The organism is Rathayibacter sp. AY1D9, from assembly GCF_002932395.1.
Taxonomy (GTDB): domain Bacteria; phylum Actinomycetota; class Actinomycetes; order Actinomycetales; family Microbacteriaceae; genus Rathayibacter.
The window spans coordinates 47,506-70,925 of record NZ_PSVQ01000007.1 but is presented as its reverse complement, the minus strand read 5'-3'; the positions used below and the strand labels follow the sequence as shown (position 1 = coordinate 70,925).

Sequence of the window (23,420 nt, the reverse complement as noted above, 5' to 3'; positions counted from 1 at the left end):
ACTTGTAAGCATGACAACAAGTCAGCGCGGCCCGCTCGTCAGAACAGAGGAGGGAGCTGCCCTGAGGTGAGGATCAGCCGCAGCCCGACCGCGAGAAGAGCGCCCGTCGCGATGACGACTGTCGTCGGCGTTCTGGTCCCAGTGAGCGCGCTGGTCGGTGATGATGAGGGCGACCTGATCGGGGGTCGCGAGGCCGGTGTCGGTGTCGGTGCGGTACATGGTCTGTTCCTCTCAGCGGGTTGCGGCCAGCGCGGTGTTGATGTCGACGGTAATCCCGCGCTCCGCGAGGCGGTCGAGGGTGGCGGGCTCCTTCGCGATCTGCTGCCAGCCCTCGGGCGAGATGACGACCGCGGGATCCCCGTCCGCGTCGTTGAAGACGACACAGGTGCGCGAGTCGAGAACGGCCCCGGTGCGCGGGCAGAGGATGTTCTTGCTGACGAGGTAGGTGACCGTCTGGTCACGGAGGATCGCTTCGAGGGTGTCCATGTGTGTTGCTCCTGCTCCTGGCTGATCGTTTTTCTTTGCCTCTCCGGCGGGGAAAACCGTTTGAGTGGAGCCGGCGGAGTGACACCGATCACGGGCGAAATAAGCCCGTAGGGCGCGTCCGGGATCGGTGGCACGCAGCCGGTGGAGCGAAATAGGTTGGAACCGCGGAGAGGTGAAGATTCTCAATCAGGTTTGTCAAGCCAGCGGGGGTGGTCTGGCTCGGTTGTTCTTCCTTCTCTCCCAGCGTTTTTTTGCCTGGAAGGCACGTAGTGCCGAGCAGGGTCGGAGGTGGGAGCGCAACCCGGAAGGCGGAGGAGGAGAGGTTGTCGGCGCGATGTGAGGGAGCGCAGCGACCGCGTGCCGAGAACGTCGGAGGAGCCGGCCGCGCAGCGGCTTGCGTGGACGCCGCAGGCCCGTACGTTGCCGAAGGCTTCCAGGCAAAAATGCGCACAGCGCACAGCACCGCGTCGGCCGGAGGTCGGCGTCCATGTCGGTGCCCGCGTCCGAGATCGTCTGCGCACCAGGGGCGTGCTGCTCCATCGGGCCGCACGTGCTGCCTTTGTATGCAGTGCGTACCGCTGAGAAGCCGCATATCTCCGCGGAGTAGGCCGGTTCCGCCGCGCCACGGGTGCGAGCATGACCGTAGGAGGCCTGGATGCGTGACGCGGTGATGGTCGTCGAAGACGACGTCGAGATGGGCGAGCTCATCAAGCGGGGCCTCACCGGCGACGGCTACGACGTCGACCTGTTCTCGAACGGGGTCGACGCGCTCAATTCGGCGCGCGAAGCGGACTACTCCGCGGCGATCCTCGACGTGATGCTCCCGGGGATGAGTGGCTTCGAGATCTGCCGGCACCTGCGCGCGAGCGGTGCCACGCTCCCGGTGATCATGCTCACCGCCCGCGACGCCCTGCAGGACCGCGTGTTCGGCCTCGACGCGGGCGCCGACGACTACCTCGCGAAACCGTTCCACTTCGAGGAGCTCTCCGCCCGCCTCCGAGCGATGATCCGCAGAGAGCACCTCACGAACCGGGCACCGGTCGTGCTGGGAAATCTGCGCGTCGACCCCTACGCGCACGCCGCGACGGTCGACGGCGCCGTCCTGCCTCTGAGCCCCAAGGAGTTCGGCGTCCTCCGCGCGCTCGCGGCGCGCGCCGGGGACTTCGTGCCGCGGGAGGAGATCCTGCTCGAGGTGTGGGGGTCGGCGGAGTTCGTGGACCACAACATCGCGGAGCAGTACATCAGCTACCTCCGCCGCAAGCTGGCCGCGTGCGGGGCGTCGGTCGAGATCCTCACCCGACGGGGTGCGGGCTATCGCCTCGGGGTGACGCCGTGAGCTGGCGGTCCCTGTCGATCCGGGTGCGGATCACGGTGTCGAGCCTGCTGGTCGCGATGCTGTTCTTCGGGATCGTCGCGGTCGTCGTGCGCGAGCAGCTCGATCACATCCTCGATGCCTCCACGATCGAGCTGGTCCGCTCGGGAGCGTCGCAGGCGCTGATCGAGGAGAGCCGCGACACCGCCGAGGCCGTCGTCGGCGGCGTCAGCACGACGCTCCTGATCGCCCTCGCGATCCTGTTCGTCGCGTTCGCTGTGACGTCCTGGGTCCTGGTCGGCCTCGCGCTGCGCCCCGTCGGCAGGATGCGCGCGATCGCCGACCGGCTGCGCCAGGGACGCTCCACCGAGCTGCTCCCGGTCGGGCCCGCCCGCGACGAGCTCTCCGACCTCGCCTCGACCCTGAACGCGCTGATCGCGGACCTGCGGGAGTCGGCGGACCGGGAGCGGCGGCTCGTCGCCGACGCGAGCCACGAGCTGCGCACCCCGCTCGCCGCGCTGCGCACCCGGCTCGAGCTCGCTGAGCGGGTCCGCGACGATCCGGCGGCTCTCTACGCCGATGTCGTCGACGCGCGCCGCTCGATCGACCGCCTGCAGTCCCTGACGGACGGGCTGCTGATCCTGTCGAGGATCGACGCGGGCATCGCTACCGGCGACGCCTCCTCGGCGGCTCTGCGGGAGGAGGTAGCCGACAGCGTCGACCGCGCCCGGATGCTCGCCCGCGAGCGGGACCTCGCGATCGACTTCGTCGCCCCCGCCTCGATCGTCGCCGCCCGGTACCCGATCTCCCCGACCGATTTCGGCCGGATCCTGGACAACCTGCTCGCGAACGCCGTCACTGCGACGCCCGACGGCGGCAGCGTCAGCGCGACCCTCGTCGAGCGCGCCGAAGAGATCGTCCTCTCCGTCGACGACGACGGCCCGGGCGTTCCTGACGCGTTCCTCGCGGTCGCGACTGACCGTTTCACCCGCCCGGATGCCGCCCGCTCCCGCGACGGCGGCGCCGGCCTCGGGCTCGCGATCGTCGCCGGTCTCAGCCGCGCCGCCGGCGGCGAGCTCCGACTCCGCAACCTCGCCCCCCACGGCCTCGGTGTCGACGTCCGCATCCCCGCGACGCAGCCCCACCCGACCTCTCCTAAGGAGAACCGATGATCGACCCCCAATCCCTCCTCGACGGCGCCGGACCCTGGGCGATCGCCCTGGTCTGCCTGATCGCCTTCGTCGAGACGGGCCTGCTGATCGGGTTCTTCCTCCCCGGTGACACCCTCCTCTTCTTCACCGGTGTCTTCGTCGCGACCGGCGTGATCTCCCTGCCGGTGCCGCTGGTGATCCTGATGGTCGCCGCCGCCGCGTTCCTCGGCGACCAGCTCGGGTTCGTCATCGGCCGCGCGAGCGGGCCGCGGATCTTCGAGCGCAAGGACAGCGGGCTCTTCAGCCGCTCGAGCGTCGCCCGCACCCAGTCGTTCTTCGACCGGTTCGGCGGCTGGGCGGTCACCATCGCCCGCTTCGTGCCGGTCGTGCGCACCTTCGCCCCCGTCGCCGCGGGCGTCGGGAAGATGCACTACGGCCACTTCGTCGGCTTCAACGCACTCGGCGCCGCCGTCTGGTCCACCGGCGTGATCCTCCTCGGCTTCTTCCTCGGGCAGATCCCCGGCGTCGCGGACTTCGTGGGGAAGTACATCGACATCGTCCTCGTCGGCATCGTCGTGATCAGCCTCGCCGGCATCGCCCTCACCTACTGGCGGCAGAAGAACCGCGCCGGACGCGACGCCTGAGCCCAGCGCTCAGGGGGTCGCCGTGACGGCCGCGCGCGGTCGGCGGAGCGCGATCACCGCGACCAGCAGCAGGAACACCGCGAGGGCCGCGAGCGTGACCGGGCCGGTGCCCAGGCCCAGGCCCTTCTGGGCGACGGGATCCGCGAGCCAGTCGCAGACCGAGGCGCCGAGCGGTCGCGTGACGACGTAGGCGGCCCAGAACGCGAGGACCGCGTTCCGCCCCGTGAACCGGTGTGCGAGAGCGGGGATCGCGATGATCGCCGCGAACAGGACGGCGGAGGGCAGGTAGCCGAAGCCGAGGGTCGACGCGGTCAGGTCGCCCGCTGCGGTGCCGAGTGCGAACGTCCCCGAGACGGCGAGCCAGTAGAACGCGGCCCGGCGCGGCGTCGTGATCGAGTGGATCGACAGCGTCCGCTCCACCCGCCACCACACGAGGAAGACCGCCGCGAGAGCCACCGCGAACCCGAGGGTGGAGACGAGGTACGGGACACCGGCGACCACGTGCAGCACGTCGGCGGCCATCGTGCCGAAGACACTCACCATCAGCACCGCCAGCCAGTACACCCAGGGGACGTACCGGCGGGCTGCGAACTGCAGCGCCAGCGCGGCGAGGAACGCGAGCCCGGTCACTCCGACAACGATCACCGGGTCGAACGCGGTCGCGAGGAAGTCCGACGCCGTCTCGCCCATCCCCGTCGTCAGCACCTTGAGGATCCAGAACAGCGCCGTCGCCTCGGGCACCGTCGAGGCGGCGTACCGGCCGGCGACGAGATGTGAGCGGATCCGAGGGAGCGGAGGGCGGCGCTGATCGGTGAGGTGCATCATGCCGCCATGCTCGGGCAGCCTGCGGTACCCGGGGCTGGGGGCTTCGCCGGGTCCGTTGAACAAGCGCACAGCGACCCGCTCACCGGCAGCGCTGCCCGCTGCCTTCCGCCGTCATCTGGTCGGACGGTGCCCGGAGAAGCGCCGCCAACGGAACGACGGTGATGCAGCACGTTCGGTGTGCAGCCTGACCGCGAGCGGCGCCCAGACGATCAACGCCACCCCGGCGCCCAGGAGCAGCCCGCCGACGGTGTCGGAGATCCAGTGCGCACCGAGGTAGGTGCGGCTGAGCATCATCGCCACCGTGTAAAGGGCTCCGGCGATGCGGACCCACCACAGCGGGAAGACGATCGCGAGGACCATCGCGGTCGTGGCGGCGTTCGCGCTGTGGCCGGAGGGGAACGAGCCGAAGTCGGCGTTCACGAGGATCTCCAGCGGCCGCGGACGACCGACAGCGTTCTTGAGGATCTGCACCAGCAGCCCGCTCAGCGGCGCGGCGATCGCGAAGTACGTCGCCGCCCACCGACCCCGCCAGACCAGCAGCCCCACGAACACGACGAGCGGAATCACGATCGTGCCGACGATCCCGCCGCCGAGGCTGTTCATCACCAGCGACGGGACCAGCCAGAACGTGGACCGGTGCTCGATGATCTCGTTCATCCAGGCGGTGTCGAACCCGAACGGCTTGTCGTGCTCGCGGTAGAAGATCAGCGCGGCCAGGAGGATGGTGAGCAGCACCGCGAGGCCCGCCGAGATCAGCGGCCATCGTCGCGCCGCCCGATACGCGATCGCACCGTCCGGTAGGGGTTCCCGGTTCGGCATCAGTGTCGTCCTCGTCTCTCGACGCGAAGCACGCCGCAGAAGTCCACGCTATGAACGAGCCGTCTGTGGCGGCGGCGGATTCCCCTGCATCCGTTGTGAAAGCACAGAGCCTCGACCCCATCAGCTCGGTACCGACCTGATCGCGTTCGGGTACTTCGGGTCGTTGTGAGCAAACACAACGCAGCACGGCGCATCCCGAGCCGCCGCCCACTTCCCGACTGAGACTCTGCGGGCATGGACATCTCAACGACGGCAGCACCGTCCCGCGGCCGGCGGCTGCTCAGCAAGGTCCCCGAGGTCACGATCTGGTTCTGGATAATCAAGATCCTCTGCACCACGGTCGGTGAGAGCTTCGCCGACTGGATCAACATGGTCCTCGGCGTCGGCCTCATCGCGACGGCTGTGATCTTCATCATCGTCACCGCGGTCGTGCTCGCCGTGCAGATGCGGCTGCGACGCTACGTGCCCGCCGCGTACTGGCTGACTGTCGTGGTGATGAGCGTCACCGGCACCCTGCTCACCGACATCCTCACCGACCAGCTCGGAGTGCCTCTCTGGGCCAGCTCCCTCGTCTTCTCGCTGCTGCTCGTGATCGTGTTCGGCGTCTGGTATTCGAAGGAGCGCACCCTCTCGATCCACAGCATCGACACCACCCCGCGGGAGGCGTTCTATTGGGTCACCGTCCTGGTCACCTTCGCGCTCGGCACCGCCCTCGGCGACTGGACTCTCGAGCTCACCGGCTGGGGCCCTGGCGTCTCGATCCTCCTGCCCCTCACGCTGCTCGCGATCGTCACCGGCCTCTGGCGCTACGGCGCGAACCCGGTCCTCGCGTTCTGGATCGCCTACATCCTCACCCGCCCCCTCGGCGCCAATATCGGCGACTGGCTCGGCCTGTCCCCCGACGAGCAGGGCCTCGGGCTCGGCACCTTCGTCACCAGCATCATCTTCCTGCTCGCGATCCTCGCCACCGTCGTCTACCTCTCCCTCAGCAAGGCCGATGTCGACAAGGGCGCATCCGAGCACTACACCACGCCAGTCGCCCGCGAACGCCGTTCACTCGTCGCCTTCGCGGTCCTCGCCGTCGCCGTCGTCGGGCTGCTCGCCTTCACCAACAGCCAGCCGCACACCAGTCCGGCACCCGAAGGGGCAGCCCCGGCCTGCGATGCGTCGGGAACGCTGTCCGCAGCTGACGCGAAGGCATCCGTTCAGACCGACTTCCCCTCCGCCGACGTGCAGAACTTCCAGACGATCACCGCCGACACCCTCGCCCTCGTCACCAGCGGCGATCAGGCCGGCGCGAAAGCCCGCGCCACCGACCTTGAGACCGCCTGGGACGACGCGGAGCCCGCACTGAGCGCCGCGAACTGCCAGACGTGGACCTACGTCGACCAGCGGATCGACCCCGTTCTCTCCTCCGTCCGCGCCGGCAGCCCCGACCCGGTTGTCGAGAAGACGAGCATCCAGGACCTGCTGACCACTCTCGCCGGACGCTGACATGAGGCGTCAAGGTCTTCTTTTGCGACCCGAATCCGGCCTCCTCCGACCAATTGATCACTGCGGCCCTGCCCTGCCGCCGCCGCAGCGGCATCAGCGCGACTCAACACATCGATCGGAACCGGTCGGTGACAAATCGGTCCGCTACTGAACCCATGCTCGAGCTCGTAGACGCACTCCGAGCACACGGGGCTGCCGACCAGGCCGGCGTCCGCGAGGTGCTCCACCCAGGGGTGCGAGCACTCACCACAGACCTCAGCGAGCAGAACCCGGAACCGGGCGCGGCGCGAACGGCGAGCGTCAGCTCGCCGGCGCCACTGCGAGAGGCCGACCATCACGTGAGCGTAGCGAGCGCGCCACCAAGCAATCGCGCGCTTCGCCTCATCCGCATCGCCTCTGGCGTCCCGTTTGGGGATTCCCATACGGACGGTAACTAAGGATCTATCCGGCGGTGATCAGCTCGCCGGGCGCACCGAGAGAAGCGAGGTCGACATCGCCCTGTGACGTCAGGAGCTCTCCGCTGATCCCGTCGTAGACAGCGGTGAAGACGTCCACCCGATGGAGGTCGAAGCCATAGGGCACGTCTGTTCTCTCCGCGGGCGCGTGCACGGTCAGCGCCCAGACCGGCTCGTCCTGCGCGACCCAGTAGTGGTCCGCGAGAGCGGGGTCATACGCGGCGAGCTCCTCGTACGTGGTTCCGACCGCGTAGATCGGGTACTGCTTCTTCTCCTCCGCACTGAGCGTCGAGAGGAGTCTTCCGGTGCCGTTGGCCAGGTCGAGCGCCGGATTTGTCAGCTGCTGGACGTCGATGATCGGCCCCTCAGAGGCGGCGGCGGCGATGGGGGTGCCCGGCGGGCCCTCTGTCGGGACGGTGGGTGTCAGGGCCTCCGTCGTCTCTGTTGGTTGGGCAGGCGTCTCGGTGGAGATGGGGGTCGTGCTGGCGGTGGCGTCGATGGTGACGGGGCCGGAGCGGATGCGCATCGTCGTGGAGGTCTGGGTGAGGCTGACGTCCTTGGTGCCCAGGACGTCCATCAGCCACTGCTCTCGTTCGCCAGCGGCGGCGAGGCAGCCGACGTAGGTCGTCGCGGGGCCCCCGCTGACGACCCACACGGACGTCTGCAGACCCGCGGACTGGAGGTCGTAGGTCAGCGTGTTGCACGGCCCGTCGACGCTGAGCTTCGACCGGCCGTCGATGCCGATGATGCGAAGGCTGACGGGGTGATCGAGCAGCCATCCGCTCGATCCCTGGTCACCGACGACCGAGGTGGTCTCGTAGACGGACCTGGTCGCGTCCTCGGCGCTGAGCAGCTCACCGGGTATCTGCGTCGTCGATGGGGAACCGGGGCTGCTGGCGCTCGTCGCGCATCCACTGACGAGGAGCGCCGCGGAGAGGCAGAGGATGGTGAGGGCGAGTGTTTTCGTGCGTCGGAAGGTCACTGGTCGACTCCGGTCCGCGTCGCGGGCGGGTTGGTGCAGTCGACTGTGGTGGGCAGTCCCGTGAAGATCTCGATCCGGCCGCCCTCCTGGCACACCTGGGTTCCTGCGAGGGAGAACAAGGCGGCGTCCGTTCCGTCTCCGTTGGTGCCCGCGAGCGCAGCACACGCCGCGGCGAGCGACGCAGTGGACTGCTTCGCGGGCGTCTGGATCTCGCCCGACAGGGCAACGCCCTGCCCGTCCGGCTCCCAGCAGGTGACGGGCGCTGCGACCGGAGTGCCGCGCTCGGTCGTCACCGCCGTGAGGACTGCCGCGCTGAGGACGGCGCCGGCGATGCCGGCGAGCGTCACCGCCGCGGCCTGGCGAAGACGTCGGCGGCGGCGGATGCGGTGCGCGAGGCGTGCGCTGATGCGCTCGAGCTGCTCATCGCTCAGGTCACGACTGTCCATGGTCCTCTGTCCGTTCCGTCAGGGCTCTCGTCACCGATGCCCGTGCCCGCGAGAGGCGATTGCGGACCGTCCCGTGGGACAGGCCGAGGGAACGCGCGGCATCGCTGTAGCTGAGGTCGTCCTCGATGCACGCCGTCCAGATCGCGCGGTCCGTCGCGCTCATCTGCTCGACCAGACGTCGCACGTCCAGCAGCCGCTCGCTCGCCTCCGCGTCGACGCCGCGAGAGGCGGTGTCGTCGGAGAGGGGCAGGTGGCGTCGGCGCTGCTCGCGGCGGTTGGTCGAGAAGCTGAGGTTGCGTACCGTGACCAGCAGCCAGGGCAGCACCGACTCCCCCACGATGCGCACGCCCGAGCGGCGCTGCCAGAGCAGGAAGAAGCTCTCCTGCACGACGTCCTCGGCATGACCGGCGTCCGCGAGGAAGCTTCCCGCGGCGCGGTAGACCGCGCGGCCGTGCATCCGGAAGAGAACGTCCAGCGCCGACGGGTCACCGCCGCGAAGACGATTTACCAGCGTCACCTCAGCAGCACCGACCATCCGACATCACCCCCTCAGTAGTGAATGCCCTCAGAGCACGGTTTCGTCTCAAACTTCACGAACGAACATCGCCGGTCCCGCAATGCGTCTGTGAACGATCGCCTTGCGGACGCTCTCGGTCGCGAGCCGGTTGCTCCTCGTGGTGAGAGCCGCATCACGCCTACTCTTCTCCCGTGGGCGGACTCGAGCTGGGCAGCGGTCGAGGCCGTTTCTCGCCCATTGAGGGGAGACGCCGTGGTTGAAGGTCTGGACAGTTGGGATCCGAGCGGGCTCTCGCCGGACCGGCAGACGCCACCCCGCCAACGACGGTCGGTGAGACTGTCGATCGCGCTGGGCGCTCTAGCCGTCGTGGCGGCCGCGGTTCTGTGGGTAGGTGATCTGCTGTTCGGAGTGCATGGCCCTTCCCACTACGTCAGCATCACCAACGACACCGGAGCCTCACTCACCTGGTCCTGCTCCTGGTCCGATCTTCACCTCGCCGCCGGGGAGACGGGTCAGCTGCGCATCCTCGACCAGCCCGACCAGGACTACGGCTGCGTCCCACAAGCAGCGACCCCCTTCGTAGCGGCGGCGCACAACAACGACATCTGCCCGTCACTGAACTCCATGACCGAGGGAAGGCAGTTCACGGCAACCGACTTCGCGAAGACATACCGCTGCCCGTAGCTGATGCGCGCTTGCGGCATCGTTCCGAGCTGGCTCGACAGCTGTTCGGGATCATCGCGTCGGGCGGGCGCACCGAGAGCAGCTGTCGGCACGTCCCCCTCGGTCCGGAGGACGGCTAGACCGGCGTCGTACACGGGAGCGCAGAGAACGGCTGCAGCCGCGATCGTCGCTCCCGCGACGACGAAAGGGCGTCCGCGCTCTCTGGGCTCATCCACGAGCCCGGCCACGAGCAATGCGCTGTGGCCCCTGAGGGAACTGCGGCCACTCCATCCGGTCGCGCCAACCTCACGAGAAAGGGAGGAGCGGGGATGACGGCGGATGACCTGCTCTCCCTCAACCCGTTCCGCTTCCCTTCGGACGAGATTCTGCGTGTCGGTGAAGTGCTGAAGTCCTCTGTCGCTGCGCGATGACCTCCCTGCGGGGCGCTCGCAGCCGCCTCTGTTGTTCCGGTTCTTGATCGATCCCGTGGAGTGCAGTGCATGATGTCCCGATGACCGTTGGAGAGCCCCCGCGACCGAGTGCAGCGACGCCCGTCGTTCTCGCCTTGGTCTTCGGCGGTCTCGCAGCCGTCATGGGAGCGGTTGCCTCCATCTACATGTGGGACCCGAGCGAGACGTGCCGGACCCGCGGCGGAGGCAGCCTGACCGGAGAGGGGTTCCTCTGGAACCCGCTGTGCTCGGACGGTTCGACCGTTCAGCCGACATGGATGACGTTGACGACTGCTGCGGCGTTGATCGTGACTGTGACATGCGTCGTCCTCGCGGCCATCCGACGAGCTGAACGCGACGGACAGGAAACGGCGTCGTCCGACGTTCTGCACGACTTCTCGCGCCAGACCCTGCCGGAGGACAACCGGCTCCGCAAGCTGGGCGACGAATGGTGAGAGACGGCGGCTCCCAGGGGTTCTATCGTCCCGCCGTCGCGATGCGGCGTGCGTCGGTCCACGAATCGGCGTTCAGGTGATCGCTCGACGATCCCCATACGGGACGCGCACAAGGCGCTCGGGTTCGCGAGACTGAAATGATGTCGGGGTTGCTGGTCATCGATCTCGTGTCGCGCGTGATCAGAGCCCGCTGCGGCCGAGCCGCGGCGCACGAGAGGTGACGCGCCCGACGTCGGGAATCAGCACGCCTCATGATTCACGGCGACGGAGAACAGGACATCAACCGGCCGATCTGCGGCGTCGGCTCAGTGCCCAGACGAGCGCGCCCGCGAGGAGCACCGCGCAGGTCAGCCCGGCGACGTGCAGGACGAGCGACGGCATTCCGTTCTCGGGGAGCAGGAAACCGTACGGCACCCACCCGTCGGTCGCTCCGCGGACGAGCACGACGACGACCCAGACGATCGGGTAGGGCAGGACCACCCACAGCCGGCGCCAGGAGAGCGGTCCGCGGTCGGCGACGACGATCCAGTCGAGGAGGACGAGCGCGGGGAGCACCACATGCAGGACGGCGCTGACCCAGGGCGGAGCCGTCCCGGTACCGGGTACGAGGGTGTTGTAGATCACGGCGACGACGATCGAGTAGGCCGTCGCCGCGCCGCGGACGTAGCTCAGCCACACCGGCGTCGGACGGCGGGCGAGCGCGACCGATCCGGCGACGATGAGCACCGCGCTCGCGAGGAGGCTGGTCTGGTTCGTGAAGTAGCCGAAGTAGTCGAACGGATTCGGGTCGCCGGCCACGATGCTCAGCGCGTAGGTGTGGAGGATCACCGCGACCGCGGCTGCACCGACGGCGATGCGCGCTACACCCACGAATGGGCGGGTCGGTGCCGGGGAACTCATCGGGTCAGCCTAGGAGCCGTCGGGCTTCCTGATGACCCGCAGCAGACACTCCTTTTCGGAACGGCGCTGAGTCGCTCAGGCCGAGAGGCGACCACCAGGAAAGTGGTGACGTCGCTCAGCCTGATCCGGTGGGGACGTTCTCGAAAGTGCGCAGCACGGTCGCGATCGCGGCATGCCTGATGGTCGTGACGGGGTGCACGGCGCAGCCTGCACCGTCGGCCCGCCTCTGGCGACGAACACGGACGACGGCTTCGCCACGTCACTGGCCGGCGACCTAGGCGTAGCGACGTTCACCGGGAGCGACGGGACCACCGGCGAGCGGGTAGAGGCGCTGCGAGCATCCGGCTCGTATGCGGTCGGTGACCGGTTGCGACCAGCCGAGGACGCCAGAACCGTGCGCGTGCGTGAAGGGGAACGCATCGTCGTCGACGGGCCGTCCATCGACGGTTCCGGGCAGGTGGCCGGTTTCGACATCGTCGAGGCTGATGATCTCGACGCGGCGATCGCGATTGCCTCCGAGCATCCGATGGCGCGTTTCGGGCTCGTCGAAGTGCAACCGGTGTGGCCCTTCTAGAGGGTGGGCTGACGGCGCCGGCGTCATCCGCGCGCCCTGCGACGCTCCGCGGGCCTTCCAGCAGAAGGCGCAGCAGCTGCGCCCCGACCTGAGCATCCTCGCCCCCGACATCCTGGAACGCCGTCTCCTCTTGCCAGACGTCGAGTAGTGGCCGCGGAAGTGTCCAGCCGCACGTGCGGCGCGGCGCTCCCCATGAACACGATGACCGGACACGAAGTGCCCGGTCTGGCGTGTCAGGCGAGGGTGAGGAAGAGCTTCTCGAGCTCTTCCACGGTGAGCTTGCGCGGAGAGGCGTCAGCCGCGACGTCGTCGGCGGAGTCCGCGTCATCGGTGATGAGGCATTGACGCATGGCGGTGGAGATGATCGCGAAGCCGGCCCGATCCAGAGCGCTGGAGACGGCGGAGAGCTGGGTGACGACGTCTCGGCAGTCACCGCCGCTCTCGACCGCGCTGATCACGGCGGTGAGCTGCCCCTGCGCGCGCTTGAGGCGGTTCGCGATCTTCCGGATGGCGTCCGTGTCGTGGAGTTGGCCAGCGGTGTCGGTCATGCTCGTTCTTCCTGTTCGCGGCGCGGGAGGCGCGTCGAGTGCTGTGATGCTGCGGGTGAGCGTCAGCTTCCGGATCAGAGTACCCCTGGGGGTATCAGCGCGGAGACTGTGACGCGATTCTCGATCGCTTGTCCGTCTCATTGCCGGAGCGTCAGCGGGTGAGGAGTCCCGCGATGCTGACGGACGCGACGAACACGGCGACGAGGAGGACCAGTACGGCGAACACGATCTTGACGGTTCTGTCCGGGAGGCGGGAGGCGTAGCGGGAGGCGATGAGGGATCCGGCGATCGCGGCGCCGCTGAACAGGAGGATGACGGGCCAGTCGAGGGTGGCGCCGGGGAGGTGGGCGCTGAGGCCTGCGAGGGAGTTGATCACGATGATGACCAGCGAGGTGCCGACCGCGGTGCCGGCGGACAGGCCGAGAAGGAGGATGAGGGCGGGGGTGATGAGGAATCCCCCGCCGATGCCGAGCAGGCCCGTGAGGAATCCGACGACCAGGCCGACTCCGATCGCGCGGAGCGCGTAGAGGCGGACCCGGTGATCGTGTCCGGTGGGTGGGGCGGTGAACATGCGGATGCCGGCAGCGACCATGAGGGCTGCGAAGAGCAGCATCAGCACGTCCGGGTCGAGGACCTTATTGATCTGGGAGCCGACCCACGCGGCAGGGATTCCTGCGGCGCCGACGAGGGCGGCGGTGCGCCAGTCGATCGCACGGCGCAGTCGAGGGATCACGGCGGAGAGCGCGGCAAGCCCGACCACGATCAGGGACGCGGGGACGGCCTCGTCGGTCGACAGTCCGACGCCGTAGACGAGGGCGGGGACGGCGATGATCGAGCCGCCGGCGCCGACCAGGCCGAGGACTGCTCCGATGAGGAGGCCGAGAGGGAGGGAGATGAGGCTCATGCGCTCTTCCGGATTGTCGGGTGGGTGAGGGCACTCTCCGCGAGGTCGGCGAGGGCCGCGGCGGCGAGGATGCCGGAGTGGCGGCGCACCACCTCGCCGCGGCGCAGGAGGAGGACTGTTGGGATGGACCGGATTTCGGCTGTCGAAGGTGTGCGTGGTGAGGGTGTGGACGGTCATCGATCCGAGGTCAGGTGATGGGGAGGCCGGCGAGGGTCCAGGCGTCCATCCCGCCGGCCATCGTGTCGGCGGTGAAGCCGGCGCCGGCGAGTGCGGCCGCTGCGGCGGCGCTGCGTCTTCCGCTGCGGCAGACGACGATGATCGGCTGAGTGGCCGAGAGCTCGGAGAGGCGCTGCCCCAGCTGCCCCATCGGCACGTGCAGTGCGCCGGGGATCATGCCGGTGGCGACCTCGTCGTTCTCGCGGACGTCGAGGATCTGGCTCGTCGGACGACGACGGTCGGCTTCGGTTACGGTGATCTCGTTCATCAGTTCTCCTTCAAGTAATGAGCGGGGTGATGCCTCACTGGGAGGGGTCAGCGGAGGGGTTCGCCGGCGGAGCGCCAGGCGGTGATCCCGCCGCGCAGGGAGTGGGTGCTGTAGCCGCGGTCGGCGAGAAGGCGAGCCGCGGATGCGGAGCGGACGCCGGACTGACACATGAGCACCACGGGACGGTCCTTCCGGATGCCTGCGCTCGTGCTCTGCAACGTGTCCAGAGGGACGTGCTTCGCTCCTGCGGCGTGGCCGGTGCGCCATTCCTGTGCGGTGCGCACGTCGACCAGGGTGGCGCCGAAGAGCACGAGCTCTTTCGCCTGCGCGACGGAGACAGTGCGGGACGAGCGGCGGAACAGGCGGTCGAGAAGACCCATCAGGCTGCGCTCCGGACCGGGATCTTGGTGATGGCGCCGGTGGCCGTCGGCTCGACGGCGGCCTTGTTCCATGGCAGTCGTCCGAGGACGGAGGCCATCGGGCAGCTGTTCACCGCGGCCGAGAACGTCAGGCCCGCGCCGATCGCGCCGGACAGCAGACGCAGCGGAGAGCCGATGACGCGTCCGCCGACAAGACCCAGGAGGACGAGGACGCCGGCGGCGAAGCGGACCTGGCGATCCATCGCCCATCGTTCAGCGCCTCGGACGACGTCGCCGCCGGCGGCGGCGTAGCCGGGCACTCCGTCGGCGAGGACGTAGGCGCCGGTGAGGCCGGTCGCGGCCAGGCGCTGTCGAGCCTGCTCCGCACGGACCCCGGACTGGCAGGCCAGCACGACGCGGCTTCCGAGGCGCTCGGCGAGCTGGTCGGTGTGCTCGGACAGCAGCGGCAGGGGCACGTTGAAGGAGCCGCGGATGTGCAGCGACTCGAACTCCGCTGCGGAGCGCACGTCGATGACGAGCAGGTCCTCGTGCTCGCTCACCCACTCCTGGAGAGTGCTCGAGTCGACGGTGAGAGGGGAAGAAGTGGTCGTCATGGTTGCCCTTTCGAGAGCGCGGAAACACCGAAGGCGGGCGTCGCCGATGGTGGGAAGCGAAGAGGTAGGCCGTGGCCGGCACGGGTGAGATGCCGGGCGGCGGGGCCCGGCAGCCCGGCGAGGGGACACTCGCGCTCGGGCCGGTGTCCGCCCGCCGCGCCCGAGTTCGGGCGCGTGAGTAGGACGCGCCAGGGTGGGGCGCGGCGGGCGGGACGCCGTGAGGAGGGTGTGTCAGGCGGTGGGTGCGTCGGCGTTCTGCTGGGCGCGGGAGTAGCCGAGGTAGCTGCCCTCGATCTCGATGACGGGGAACCCGGCGCGGCGCAGCGCCTGGCTGGCGATGATGTTGCGGGCGCCGCTCTGGCAGTAGCTGATGATCGTGCGGTCCTTCGGGAGCCGGTCGGTCTCCCACAGCACGCGTCCTGCGCCGATCCGGGTCGCTCCGGGGACGTGGCCGGCGGCGTACTCGCTCGCTTCGCGCACGTCGAGCACGAAGGCGTCCTCGATGTCCGCGACCTCGTCGGGGGCGATGGTGGCGGAGGGTCGCGTCTCGAGCCCGTCGAGGGTGGTGAGGTAGCCGGCGTAGGAGTCGATTCCGACGCGGATCAGGTGATCGCGCACGTGATCGGCCGGCTCCGGCCCGTCGACCAGGAGAAGAAGGGGGCGCTTCTCCTGCTCCGGGTCCACCGCCCAGGCACCCCACGCGGCGGTCTTCCCTGTCGCGGGGATCGCCAGGGCACCGGGTACCGAGCCGGCGCGCACGTCGGCCGGGGCGCGGGTGTCCACCAGGATCACCTCGTCGTCGCGGAGCAGCTCGGCGGCGTCCTCGGACGTCACCGCCGCCAGTTCGGACAGGGGTCCGAGCACGGCGGGGCCGTCGCGGTTCTCGCGCTTCATGCGGGCGAAGTAGGCGTGCGCGTCGGGCTGCCCGTCGAGCAGCTCGCGGACGAACCCGTCCCGGTCATCCGCCGCGAGGTAGGGACCCCACCAGGTGTAGAGGCGTTCGTAGCCGACGGTGGTCGACGCGATCGCTCCGAGCGCCTTGCCGCAGGCGCTACCCGAGCCGTGCGCGGGGTGGATCTGCACGTGATCGGGAAGGGTGAGCAGGACGCGCTTGAGGCTGTCGAAGAGGTCCTGCGCGCCCTGGAACCGCGTGTCCTGACCGCCCGCCGCTTCATCCAGCAGATCGGGGCGGCCGAGGTCGCCGACGAACACGAAGTCGCCGGAGAGCAGGTAGCCGGGATCCTGAGTCAGGGCGCCGTCGGTGACGAGGAACACGAGGTGCTCCGGAGTGTGGCCGGGGGTGTGCCGGGCCTGCAGGCGGAGGTTGCCGACGGGGATCACGTCACCGTCGTGCAGCCGGGTCGCGTCGAAGCCGTACTGCCAGTCGACGCCGCCCTCCCCCGAGACGAAGATCTCGGCGTCGGTGGCGCGGGCGAGCTCGCGCGTGCCGGAGAGGTAGTCGGCGTGGATGTGGGTCTCGGTCACCGCGACGATGCGCATGCCGTTGCGGGCGGCGGTGTCGAGGTAGACCTGGACATCCCGTCGCGGGTCCACGACCACCGCGTCTCCCGTGGCCTGGCAGCCGATGAGGTAGCTCGCCTGGGCGAGGTCGTCGTCGTAGAAGCGTTCGAGCAGCATCACTTCCCCTTTCAGTAGGAACTCATGACCAAATTATACCCCCGGGGGTATTTTGTCGAGCGTGCTCAGGTGGGGGCTGGCCCTTCGGGCGAGCGAGCGCCGTCCGGCTGGCAGCGGTCAGCCTGCCGGCACCGTCCGCATCTCCTCACCCACCGAGGTGTGCAGATCGCCGCTTCGACTGGAGCCCTGCGCCATCGATGAATCTGTCCGAGTGCGAATGACGGGGGTCCGTGTCACCATGACTGCATGGTTCCCACCCTCGAGGTACTGACGATTTCGAAGATCAGCGCTCGTCTCGCTGAACTTGAGGCACGCGCAGGGGCTTCGGTTGATGAGCTGCGCCAGCGCGCCGACCGGTACGAGCTGTCCCAGGAGGGACAGTCGATCCTGCGCAAGCTCGAGGACCTGACGTACCTGCGGGAGCATGCCGAGCGTTGACCCTGGCGGTCAGTCCGACGGGGACCTCGAAGAGAAGGTCTTCGACTTCATGCTCGAAATCATGGAGATGCTCGCGAAGATCATCCCCAACGGACTCGTCGGCCTAGAGAGCAGCGTGGTTCGCATGCGCGGCGGCGGTGTCGCCGTCACTGTCGAGCCCACCGAGGAGCTCGGGCTTCGTCTGGACATCGAGGGCACCGAGACCTTCCGTCTCGTCGTCCAGTATCGGCTGGTCCTGAGTCCGGTGAGCCACCTCGTCTCTGTGGAACGCTCGACGTTCAAAGTGAACGTGCGCGGCTCGGCCCGGCCGCTCTTCACCGTCGACTACCTCCGAGACAGCGGCAGCGACGTCCCCTCGGCGCACTACAACGTGCATGCCGAGCGGCAGGACATGACGGACGCCCTCGCCGCCACAGGAGCTCGACGTCGCGGCAAGATCTACCAGAAGCGCGTAGCGAAAGGTGACCCGCCGCGATTCGGCGATGTTCACTTCCCGACTGGCGGCCATCGGTTCCGACCGTGCCTCGAGGACGTGCTGGAGATGATGATCATCGAGTTCGGTATCGACACCATCAGTGGCGCGGGCGCCGCCCTTCACGAGGGTCGCCTTCGGTGGCGCAAGCGTCAACTCGCCGCCGCGGTGTCCGACGATCCGATGACCGCCGTGGCAGAGCTGGAGCGGCTGGGGTTCACTGTCGTTCCGCGCGACAGCGCCGAAATACTCCCGCGTTTCGATCGGCTCACCGCACTCTGAGGCTCACCCCCTCACCGCAGGTACGCCGGCAGCGCTCCTCCGCCGAGCCTCACCGTCAAGCGCTCCCGGGCGCCGCGAGCTCGCCGGTGATGTATTGCGCTCGGCCGAAACCGAAGGACCAGTCGGCCGCGGTGTTCTCGATGAAGCCGATGACGAGGTCGGCGCCGTCGATGCCGATCGCGTCCAGCGCGGCGGCGAGGGCGGCGAAGAACGCCTGCTTCTCCTCGGTGCTGCGGCCGGTCTGGGTGAAGATCTGGATGATGACGATCTGCTCGGACCTCTCGATGCCGAGTCCGACGTCCAGGGCGGTGAGTCGGCCGGGCTTGTGCTCGGTGACGATCTGGAAGCGGTCACGCTCCGGGAGGCCGTAGACCTCGACGAGGGTGCGCATCAGCGCGTCACCGAGTGCGGTGATCTGCTGGTCGGAGCGGCCCTCGATCAGGTCGATGCGGATGAGTGGCATGGTGACTCCTTCAGTCCGGGGCGTGCTCGCACCGTAGCTCCCTGCCAGCGCTGGGCTCTGCCTCTCCCCTGCGTCTCTTCTCAGCCGGTGCAGCACCGACGGGATTGGGCAGGCTCTCCTGGCTAGCGCTCCCGCGGGGCGGGTGCTTGCATGGCCCTCATGTCGACCCCGTCCACGCCTCCGCCCTCCTCGCCCCGCGCGGAACCGCACGACAGCGCGATCTCAGGTCGGCTGAACTGGTTGCGAGCGGGCGTGCTGGGCGCGAACGACGGCATCGTCTCGGTCGCCGCTCTCGTCGTGGGTGTCGCCGGTGCGACGACCGCGACGGCACCGATCCTGACGGCGGGTGTCGCGGGTGTCGTCGGCGGTGCGATCTCGATGGCGCTGGGCGAGTACGTGTCGGTGAGCAGCCAGAGCGACAGTCAGCGTGCGCTGATCACAAAGGAGCGCGTCGAGCTGGCCGAGGATCCCGACGGGGAGCTCGAAGAACTCGCCTGGCTGTACCAGGCGCGCGGTCTAACCCCGGAGACAGCGCATCAGGTCGCCCGCGAGCTGACCGAGAACGACGCTCTGACCGCACATCTGGAAGCGGAACTGGGGTTGAACGAGGAAGCGGTCGCCAGCCCGCTCGCCGCCGCCGGCGCCTCGGCGCTGGCGTTCCTCCTGGGAGCCGTGCTGCCGCTGCTGGCGATCCTGCTCCCTCCGCCGGACTGGAGGGTTCCGGTGACCTTCGCCGTGGTGCTGATCGCCCTCGCCGCGACCGGATACATCAGCGCACGGGTCGGCGGCAGCCCGGCTCTGCGCCCGATGATCCGCATCGTCGTCGGCGGCGCGCTGGCCCTCGCCGCGACGTTCCTGATCGGGTCGCTGCTCGGCACGTCCGGCGCGATCTGATGTCCCGGATCCTCGTCGTCGAGGACGACCCGCAGATGGGCGCCCTCGTCGAGCGAGGACTGCGGGAGGACGGCTACGACGTGCAACTCGTCGACAACGGTGTCGATGCGCTGATCGCCTTCACGGCGGAAGATGTCGACGTCGCCGTCGTCGACGTCATGCTGCCGGGGATGACCGGGTTCGAGGTCTGCCGTCGGATGCGCGAGTCGGGCAGCACCGTCCCGGTCGTGCTGATCACGGCGCGGGACGCCGTCGAGGACCGGATCTTCGGGCTGGACTCGGGCGCCGACGACTACGTCACCAAGCCGTTCCACTTCGGCGAGCTGAGCGCCCGGATCCGAGCACAGATCCGGCGCCGAGCCAGCGGCCCGCAGCCAGTGGTCCAGATCGGAGCGCTGCGCCTGGATGCCCTGTCCGTGCGCGCGACGGTCCGAGAGCGTCCCTTCGCGCTGAGTGTCAAGGAGCTCACGCTGCTGCGCTTCTTCGCCGTGCATCTCGATGAGGTACTGACCCGGACGGAGATCCTCGCCGAAGTGTGGGGGTCTACGGAGACGTTCGAGCCGACCCTCGTGGATCAGTACGTCAGCTACCTCCGCAAGAAGCTCGCCCTCGCCGACACAGGCCTCCGGATCACGACCGTCCGCGGCGCCGGATACCGGCTGGAGCGCGCCGAGTGAGGCTGCTGCGCTCCCTGTCGATCCGCTCCCGGATCACCCTCGGCAGCCTCCTGGTCGCGCTGATCGGGGTCGGCGTGATCACCCTCGTGCTGCACGGGCAGTTCCGCAGCATCGTCGTCGCGTCCGAGGTGACCCTCGCCGAGGGCGACCTCGCCCCGTATCTCGCCGATCTGGGATCGGACCCGACCGAGACCCCCGACCCGCCGGCCGAGGGGATCCTGATCTTCGCGCGCGCTCCCGGCGGAGCGGTCCCCGTCGATACGATGCCGCACGACGTCCACGAGGTTCTGGAGCGCAGCACCGGCAGCGACGGCACCTCGACGGTGATGACCGACGAGGACGTCCGGTTCACGATCGTCTCCCGGACCCTGGACACGAGTGCGGGCACGTGGGAGCTGTGGGCGGCGCGCAGCGGCGCCGGCAGCGACCTGACCGTCTCGGCCCTGGACCGGACGCTGCTCGTCAGCGCCGCGGCCCTCGTGATCCTGTCCGCCCTCGCCGCATGGCTGCTCACCGGCGCCGCCCTGCGTCCGGTCGAGCGGATGCGCCGCACCGCCGCGTCCCTCGGCGACCGGGACGGCGGCAAGCTCCCCGTCGGCCCGGTGGCTGACGAGCTGTCGGACCTGGCGGAGACGTTGAACGCCTTCATCGCCCGGACGCGGGACACCGCGGATCGGGAGCGGCAGATGGTGTCCGCGGCCAGCCACGAGATCCGCACGCCGCTGGCCGTCGTCATCACCCAGCTCGAACTCGCGCACCGGCACTTCGGCGACGCGGACGCCCTCGAAAAGGAGATCCGCGCCGCCGAGGGATCCCTCGCCCGCCTGTCCCGCCTGGCGACGAACCTCCTCGAGCTCTCCCGCCTGGACGCCGCACCGCCCGCCGCGACGCGCTCGACGGCGAGCGAGCTGGAGACCGAGCTGATGGACTCCGTCGACCGGCTAAGGACGATCACGGGCGGCGCCGGCCCCGACATCGAGCTCGACACCGCGATCGAGCGCGCCGACGCGCCCTACCCGCTCTCGGTGAGCGCGTTCTCGCGGATCCTCGACAACCTCGGCGCGAACGCGATCGCCGCGACGCCTCCTGCGGGACGCATCACCCTCCTCCTGCAGCAGCACGACTCCACCCTCGAGCTGCGCGTGGAGGACACCGGGCACGGCATTCCGGAGGAGTTCGTGCCGCACGCGTTCGAGCGCTTCTCCCGACCCGACGAGGCGCGCACCAGCCGCGACGGCGGCAGCGGGCTCGGGCTCGCCCTCGTCGCAGCTCTCGTCGACACAGCCGACGGATCGGTCACCATCGAGAACCGCCGCCCCAACGGAGTGCGGGTGACGATCGTGCTGCCCGAGCGCTGACATGTGAGACCTCGAACACGAATCGGACCCCCGCGGGGAATCGGCACGCATCCCTCATAGTCGACACCAAGACTCCCCCGCGACGGTAGGAGCGCGCCCCCCGGAAACCCGAGGTCGGCGCATGCGACACCGACCGGAGGGCGCCGCCGTGAGCACCACGATCCGACCGACCAACGCACCCGCACCCCACGCGCCGACCACCCTGCGGCGGTCGCAGGCCGACCGCGAGCGATCCCTGCGTCGGCGCCTGCGTTCCGCGGACGCGCTCGTCACCGCCGGCTGGGTCTCGGTCGCCCTCGCCATCGCGCTCTACCTCGCAGCCGGCGGGCCCGCGGAGGCCACCGATATCGCCGGAGCTCTCACGGCCGCAGGGATCGTCGCCGGCCTCGTCGGCACCGACCTGATCCTGGTCATGCTCGTCCTCGCCGCCCGGATCCCCTGGATCGACCGCACCTTCGGCCAGGACACCGCGATGGCGCTGCACCGTCGCCTCGGCAAGCCCGCCCTGTCTCTGATCCTCGGGCACGGTGCCCTGCTCACCGTCGGCTACGCCCTCACCGACGGGCTGACGCTGTGGAACGAGACACTCGCTCTGTACTCCGGCGCCGACATGCTCCTGGCGCTGCTCGGCAGCACCCTGCTGGTGCTCGTCGTCGTCACCTCCCTCGTCGCCGTGCGCCGCCGCTTCGCGTACGAGGCGTGGCACGCGATCCACCTCCTCAGCTACGCGGCGGTCCTCGTCGCCGTCCCCCACCAGCTCTCCGCCGGCCAGGTCCTCGCCGGGAGCACCCCGCAGCGCGTCTACTGGCTCGCCCTCTACGTCCTGGCGTTCGGAGCGATCGCCAGGTTCCGGTTCGCGGTGCCCGTACTCGCCACCCTGCGGCACCGGATCCAGGTCGAGGCCGTCGAGACGATCGCCCCCGGCGTCTTCTCGCTCCACCTCTCCGGCCGCGACCTCTCCCGCCTCGGCGTGATCGGCGGGCAGTACGCGATCTGGCGGTTCTGGAGCCGCGGCACCTGGTGGCATGCGCACCCGATCTCCTTCTCCGCCGTCCCGACCGACACCCGCGCTCGGATCACCGTCCGCGCACTCGGAGCCGGGACCGACCGTCTCGCACGACTGCGCCCCGGGACCGCGGTCTCGATCGAGGGCCCCTACGGGATCTTCACCGACGTCGCCCGCACCGCCCCGCGGCTCGCGATCATCGCCGCCGGCATCGGCATCACCCCCGCCCGAGCGCTCCTCGAGCACGGCGGCCTCCGACCCGGCGAGGCCACCGTCCTGCTGCGCGCCACCGACGACTCCCAGACCTACCTCTGGGACGAGACTCGGACACTGGTCCGCAGCAGCCGCGGCGCGCTGTTCGGGATGATCGGCCGGCGGCCCGCAGGGCTGGCGACGTGGATGTCCGCCGAGTCCGTCGCCCGAGGTGTGACGATCACCTCGGCACTGCCGGGCCTGCTCGAATCCGACCTGTTCGTCTGCGGTCCGACCGCCTGGGCCGACCTCGTCGTCCGCGACGCGCGAGCGGCAGGCCTGCCCGACCGGCAGATCCACGTGGAGAGGTTCGACTGGTGAGAACACGAGCAGCAGTCGCCAGCGTCCTCGCCTCCCTCGCCGTCCTCGTCGTCGGCTGGCAGATGGGATCCGCCGGCGCCACCGGGTCCTCGCTCGCCACCGGGACGAGCGCCACCACGGCCACGGAAGGAGCGGCTCCCGCGGTGACCACGCCGACCCCGGCCGGCGCCCCCGCCTCGACGACGCCCTCCGCCGGCGCGCCCACCGACCCGTCGGCCGGTACGAGCTCGACGGCCACTGCGAGCCCGTCCGCCTCGGCCGACGGCACGTGGACCGGCTCATCTGTTCCGACTCGCTTCGGCGCGGTGCAGGTCGCGATCACCGTCGCCGGCGGGCAGATCACCGACGTCACGGCCGTGCACCTCACGGACAAGGACGGCAGGTCCGTGTCGATCTCGCACCGGGCCGCGCCGATCCTGCGTCAGGAAGTCCTCGCCGCCCAGTCCGCGAACGTGCAGGCGGTCAGCGGAGCGACCTACACCAGCGACGGGTACCTCACCTCCCTGCAATCGGCGATCGACCAGGCCGGACTCTGACC

Annotated in this window: 29 protein-coding genes; 14 read left to right on the top strand and 15 right to left on the bottom strand. The window is 69.5% G+C overall.

The window, feature by feature from the left end; all coding sequences use genetic code 11:
* Window positions 1–21: 21 nt before the first annotated feature.
* Window positions 22–219, bottom strand: coding sequence for a hypothetical protein (locus tag C5C50_RS05265; protein ID WP_104273022.1), 198 nt, complete (start codon window positions 217–219; stop codon window positions 22–24).
* Window positions 220–231: 12 nt separating this feature from the next.
* Window positions 232–486, bottom strand: coding sequence for a hypothetical protein (locus C5C50_RS05260; RefSeq protein ID WP_104223237.1), 255 nt, complete (start codon window positions 484–486; stop codon window positions 232–234).
* A gap of 655 nt (window positions 487–1,141) precedes the next feature.
* On the opposite strand from C5C50_RS05260, the gene C5C50_RS05255 reads away from it, so the two are divergent.
* From C5C50_RS05255 to C5C50_RS05245, 3 genes are read left to right on the top strand one after another with little or no spacing between them, the layout of a single operon-like run.
* Window positions 1,142–1,822 (top strand): response regulator transcription factor, encoded by a 681-nt coding sequence (locus C5C50_RS05255; protein WP_104273021.1) that lies wholly within the window; start codon window positions 1,142–1,144, stop codon window positions 1,820–1,822.
* Complete coding sequence (locus tag C5C50_RS05250) at window positions 1,819–2,970, top strand: HAMP domain-containing sensor histidine kinase (protein WP_258067669.1); 1,152 nt, start codon at window positions 1,819–1,821, stop codon at window positions 2,968–2,970. The genes C5C50_RS05255 and C5C50_RS05250 overlap by 4 nt, the downstream gene beginning before the upstream one ends.
* On the top strand, window positions 2,967–3,593 hold the full coding sequence (locus C5C50_RS05245) for a DedA family protein (RefSeq protein ID WP_104250829.1): 627 nt from the start codon (window positions 2,967–2,969) through the stop codon (window positions 3,591–3,593). The genes C5C50_RS05250 and C5C50_RS05245 overlap by 4 nt, the downstream gene beginning before the upstream one ends.
* Before the next feature lie 9 nt (window positions 3,594–3,602).
* Here the strand turns inward: C5C50_RS05245 and C5C50_RS05240 are convergent, their stop codons facing one another.
* Both C5C50_RS05240 and C5C50_RS05235 read right to left on the bottom strand, forming a co-directional pair.
* Window positions 3,603–4,418, bottom strand: a complete 816-nt coding sequence (locus C5C50_RS05240) for a hypothetical protein (protein ID WP_104273020.1) — start codon at window positions 4,416–4,418, stop codon at window positions 3,603–3,605.
* A 111-nt stretch (window positions 4,419–4,529) separates the two neighbouring features.
* Window positions 4,530–5,237, bottom strand: coding sequence for a phosphatase PAP2 family protein (locus tag C5C50_RS05235; protein WP_181133891.1), 708 nt, complete (start codon window positions 5,235–5,237; stop codon window positions 4,530–4,532).
* A gap of 234 nt (window positions 5,238–5,471) precedes the next feature.
* Between C5C50_RS05235 and C5C50_RS05230 the strand changes: the two genes are divergently transcribed.
* Complete coding sequence (locus C5C50_RS05230; RefSeq protein WP_104273019.1) at window positions 5,472–6,731, top strand: hypothetical protein; 1,260 nt, start codon at window positions 5,472–5,474, stop codon at window positions 6,729–6,731.
* A 441-nt stretch (window positions 6,732–7,172) separates the two neighbouring features.
* On the opposite strand, the gene C5C50_RS05225 is transcribed toward C5C50_RS05230, so the two are convergent.
* From C5C50_RS05225 to C5C50_RS05215, 3 genes are read right to left on the bottom strand one after another with little or no spacing between them, the layout of a single operon-like run.
* Window positions 7,173–8,168 (bottom strand): hypothetical protein, encoded by a 996-nt coding sequence (locus C5C50_RS05225; RefSeq protein WP_104273018.1) that lies wholly within the window; start codon window positions 8,166–8,168, stop codon window positions 7,173–7,175.
* On the bottom strand, window positions 8,165–8,614 hold the full coding sequence (locus C5C50_RS05220; RefSeq protein ID WP_104273017.1) for a hypothetical protein: 450 nt from the start codon (window positions 8,612–8,614) through the stop codon (window positions 8,165–8,167). Before C5C50_RS05220 ends, C5C50_RS05225 begins: the two co-directional genes overlap by 4 nt.
* The gene (locus C5C50_RS05215; RefSeq protein WP_104247078.1) at window positions 8,601–9,149 is read right to left on the bottom strand and encodes an RNA polymerase sigma factor; all 549 of its coding nucleotides are present in this window, start codon (window positions 9,147–9,149) and stop codon (window positions 8,601–8,603) included. The genes C5C50_RS05220 and C5C50_RS05215 overlap by 14 nt, the downstream gene beginning before the upstream one ends.
* A gap of 234 nt (window positions 9,150–9,383) precedes the next feature.
* Here C5C50_RS05215 and C5C50_RS05210 point away from each other — a divergent pair, with 234 nt between their 5' ends.
* Together C5C50_RS05210 and C5C50_RS05205 are read left to right on the top strand one after the other, a co-directional pair.
* Entirely contained in the window at window positions 9,384–9,815 is a 432-nt protein-coding gene (locus C5C50_RS05210; RefSeq protein WP_146085864.1) for a hypothetical protein, read from the top strand.
* A 490-nt stretch (window positions 9,816–10,305) separates the two neighbouring features.
* Window positions 10,306–10,698 carry a hypothetical protein gene (locus C5C50_RS05205; RefSeq protein WP_104273016.1) on the top strand — a complete coding sequence of 131 codons (393 nt, stop codon included), beginning with the start codon at window positions 10,306–10,308 and terminating at the stop codon, window positions 10,696–10,698.
* A gap of 279 nt (window positions 10,699–10,977) precedes the next feature.
* Here C5C50_RS05205 and C5C50_RS05200 read toward each other — a convergent pair whose 3' ends face one another.
* Window positions 10,978–11,598, bottom strand: a complete 621-nt coding sequence (locus C5C50_RS05200) for a Pr6Pr family membrane protein (protein WP_104273015.1) — start codon at window positions 11,596–11,598, stop codon at window positions 10,978–10,980.
* A 172-nt stretch (window positions 11,599–11,770) separates the two neighbouring features.
* On the opposite strand from C5C50_RS05200, the gene C5C50_RS05195 reads away from it, so the two are divergent.
* Complete coding sequence (locus C5C50_RS05195) at window positions 11,771–12,172, top strand: YciI family protein (protein ID WP_104273014.1); 402 nt, start codon at window positions 11,771–11,773, stop codon at window positions 12,170–12,172.
* 233 nt (window positions 12,173–12,405) lie between these two features.
* Here C5C50_RS05195 and C5C50_RS05190 read toward each other — a convergent pair whose 3' ends face one another.
* The 6 genes from C5C50_RS05190 to C5C50_RS05165 form a co-directional block, all read right to left on the bottom strand.
* Window positions 12,406–12,720 (bottom strand): metal-sensitive transcriptional regulator, encoded by a 315-nt coding sequence (locus C5C50_RS05190; protein WP_104268943.1) that lies wholly within the window; start codon window positions 12,718–12,720, stop codon window positions 12,406–12,408.
* A gap of 151 nt (window positions 12,721–12,871) precedes the next feature.
* Window positions 12,872–13,624, bottom strand: a complete 753-nt coding sequence (locus C5C50_RS05185) for a sulfite exporter TauE/SafE family protein (protein ID WP_104273013.1) — start codon at window positions 13,622–13,624, stop codon at window positions 12,872–12,874.
* A 187-nt stretch (window positions 13,625–13,811) separates the two neighbouring features.
* Window positions 13,812–14,108, bottom strand: a complete 297-nt coding sequence (locus C5C50_RS05180; protein ID WP_104273012.1) for a rhodanese-like domain-containing protein — start codon at window positions 14,106–14,108, stop codon at window positions 13,812–13,814.
* A 47-nt stretch (window positions 14,109–14,155) separates the two neighbouring features.
* Window positions 14,156–14,488: a rhodanese-like domain-containing protein gene (locus C5C50_RS05175; protein WP_104268947.1), complete on the bottom strand. Its 333-nt coding sequence runs from the start codon at window positions 14,486–14,488 to the stop codon at window positions 14,156–14,158.
* Window positions 14,488–15,081, bottom strand: a complete 594-nt coding sequence (locus C5C50_RS05170; protein WP_104268948.1) for a rhodanese-like domain-containing protein — start codon at window positions 15,079–15,081, stop codon at window positions 14,488–14,490. Before C5C50_RS05170 ends, C5C50_RS05175 begins: the two co-directional genes overlap by 1 nt.
* 231 nt (window positions 15,082–15,312) lie before the next feature.
* Window positions 15,313–16,719, bottom strand: a complete 1,407-nt coding sequence (locus tag C5C50_RS05165; protein WP_104273011.1) for a rhodanese-like domain-containing protein — start codon at window positions 16,717–16,719, stop codon at window positions 15,313–15,315.
* A 246-nt stretch (window positions 16,720–16,965) separates the two neighbouring features.
* Here C5C50_RS05165 and C5C50_RS05160 point away from each other — a divergent pair, with 246 nt between their 5' ends.
* Window positions 16,966–17,157, top strand: a complete 192-nt coding sequence (locus C5C50_RS05160) for a hypothetical protein (protein ID WP_104268950.1) — start codon at window positions 16,966–16,968, stop codon at window positions 17,155–17,157.
* Complete coding sequence (locus C5C50_RS05155) at window positions 17,144–17,911, top strand: hypothetical protein (protein WP_104273010.1); 768 nt, start codon at window positions 17,144–17,146, stop codon at window positions 17,909–17,911. Before C5C50_RS05160 ends, C5C50_RS05155 begins: the two co-directional genes overlap by 14 nt.
* Before the next feature lie 55 nt (window positions 17,912–17,966).
* On the opposite strand, the gene C5C50_RS05150 is transcribed toward C5C50_RS05155, so the two are convergent.
* Window positions 17,967–18,374: a tautomerase family protein gene (locus C5C50_RS05150; protein ID WP_104268952.1), complete on the bottom strand. Its 408-nt coding sequence runs from the start codon at window positions 18,372–18,374 to the stop codon at window positions 17,967–17,969.
* Window positions 18,375–18,524: 150 nt separating this feature from the next.
* Between C5C50_RS05150 and C5C50_RS05145 the strand changes: the two genes are divergently transcribed.
* From C5C50_RS05145 to C5C50_RS05125, 5 genes are all read left to right on the top strand, one after another.
* Window positions 18,525–19,268, top strand: coding sequence for a VIT1/CCC1 transporter family protein (locus tag C5C50_RS05145; RefSeq protein ID WP_104268953.1), 744 nt, complete (start codon window positions 18,525–18,527; stop codon window positions 19,266–19,268).
* Window positions 19,268–19,945 (top strand): response regulator transcription factor, encoded by a 678-nt coding sequence (locus C5C50_RS05140; RefSeq protein WP_104273009.1) that lies wholly within the window; start codon window positions 19,268–19,270, stop codon window positions 19,943–19,945. The genes C5C50_RS05145 and C5C50_RS05140 overlap by 1 nt, the downstream gene beginning before the upstream one ends.
* Window positions 19,942–21,303 carry a cell wall metabolism sensor histidine kinase WalK gene (locus tag C5C50_RS05135; RefSeq protein ID WP_104273008.1) on the top strand — a complete coding sequence of 454 codons (1,362 nt, stop codon included), beginning with the start codon at window positions 19,942–19,944 and terminating at the stop codon, window positions 21,301–21,303. The genes C5C50_RS05140 and C5C50_RS05135 overlap by 4 nt, the downstream gene beginning before the upstream one ends.
* Window positions 21,304–21,451: 148 nt before the next feature.
* Window positions 21,452–22,882, top strand: coding sequence for a ferredoxin reductase family protein (locus tag C5C50_RS05130; RefSeq protein ID WP_258067668.1), 1,431 nt, complete (start codon window positions 21,452–21,454; stop codon window positions 22,880–22,882).
* A complete protein-coding gene (locus C5C50_RS05125) occupies window positions 22,879–23,418 on the top strand; it encodes an FMN-binding protein (protein ID WP_258067667.1) in 540 nt (179 codons plus the stop codon). The genes C5C50_RS05130 and C5C50_RS05125 overlap by 4 nt, the downstream gene beginning before the upstream one ends.
* The last annotated feature ends 2 nt before the right edge of the window (window positions 23,419–23,420 follow it).